Here is a 1,021-nt window from a genome sequence, read left to right on the forward strand (position 1 = left end):
GTGATCGTGGTCGGCGAAATGGTTGGATATTGCGACACTGGCAAGTTGAACAAGGACATGATCCCTGCAAGCATGGTCAGAATCGCCAATACCCAAGCAAAAACCGGACGATCAATAAAAAATCGAGCCATGATTATCCCTGCTCTCCCGTTTGGATGGTGACTGGGCTACCCGGACGCACCTTTTGCAAACCCGCAGTAATGATTTGGTCACCGGCTTTTAATCCATCAATGATGCGCCATTGGTTGTCTATAACTTCAGCCGTGATGACTGGCGTAATCGCAACGGTATTATCAGCACTCACCGTCATCACCGAAGCTTTGCCTGTTGCATCGCGAGTCACGGTGTTTTGTGGGATCAAAATCGCGCTAGGGTCAACACCAGTAATCACGGTCGCACGTACGAACATACCCGGAAGAAGTAAACCATCAGGATTTGGGAATTCCGCACGCAAAGTCACGCTTCCCGTACTTTCATCCACGTTAACTTCCGTGAACTTCATTGTGCCTTTATGCTCGTATGTCGAGCCATCTTCAAGCGTCAATGCGACTTGCGCAGATTGATCTTCTTGCATGTGACCTTGAGAAAGCGCCGCTTTTAGTCGCAGCAATTGAGCAGAAGACTGAACGATATCCACGTTGATCGGATCAAGTTGTTGAATCGTCGTTAGCTTGTCGGCTTGGTTTGCCGTAACCAACGCTCCCGCAGTCACATTTGACTTGCTGATCACGCCACTGATTGGCGCTTTCACACGGGTATAAGTCAAATTGATCTTTGCAGTATTGATCTTCGCTTTGGCTACGAGCACTTGCGCTTTCGCTTCTTTGTAAGCCGCTTCTGCTTCATCCAGATCTTGTTGACTGATCGATTTCTTGGTAATCAATGCGCGGTAACGTTTAACGGTTGCAAACGTCGATTCTTCAGAAGCTTGCGCACGAATCAGCCCCGCTTCTGCACTAAGCAAATCCGCTTGAAATGAAGAGTCATCAATTTGGTACAACGACTGACCTTTTTCCACAAC

At 48.1% G+C, this 1,021-nt stretch carries 2 protein-coding genes; both read right to left on the minus strand.

What is annotated here, in order from left to right:
• Nucleotides 1-131, minus strand: a 131-nt coding sequence (locus R7E47_RS25540; RefSeq protein ID WP_411913456.1) for an efflux RND transporter permease subunit, incomplete at its 3' end; no start/stop codon positions are given.
• A 2-nt stretch (nucleotides 132-133) separates the two neighbouring features.
• The coding region (gene vmeA / locus R7E47_RS25390) for a multidrug efflux RND transporter periplasmic adaptor subunit VmeA (RefSeq protein ID WP_318085593.1) at nucleotides 134-1,021 on the minus strand (888 nt) is incomplete at its 5' end.

The sequence above is a fragment of the Vibrio sp. Vb1026 genome, from assembly GCF_033338745.1.
In the GTDB taxonomy this organism is placed as follows: Bacteria; Pseudomonadota; Gammaproteobacteria; order Enterobacterales; family Vibrionaceae; genus Vibrio; species Vibrio alginolyticus.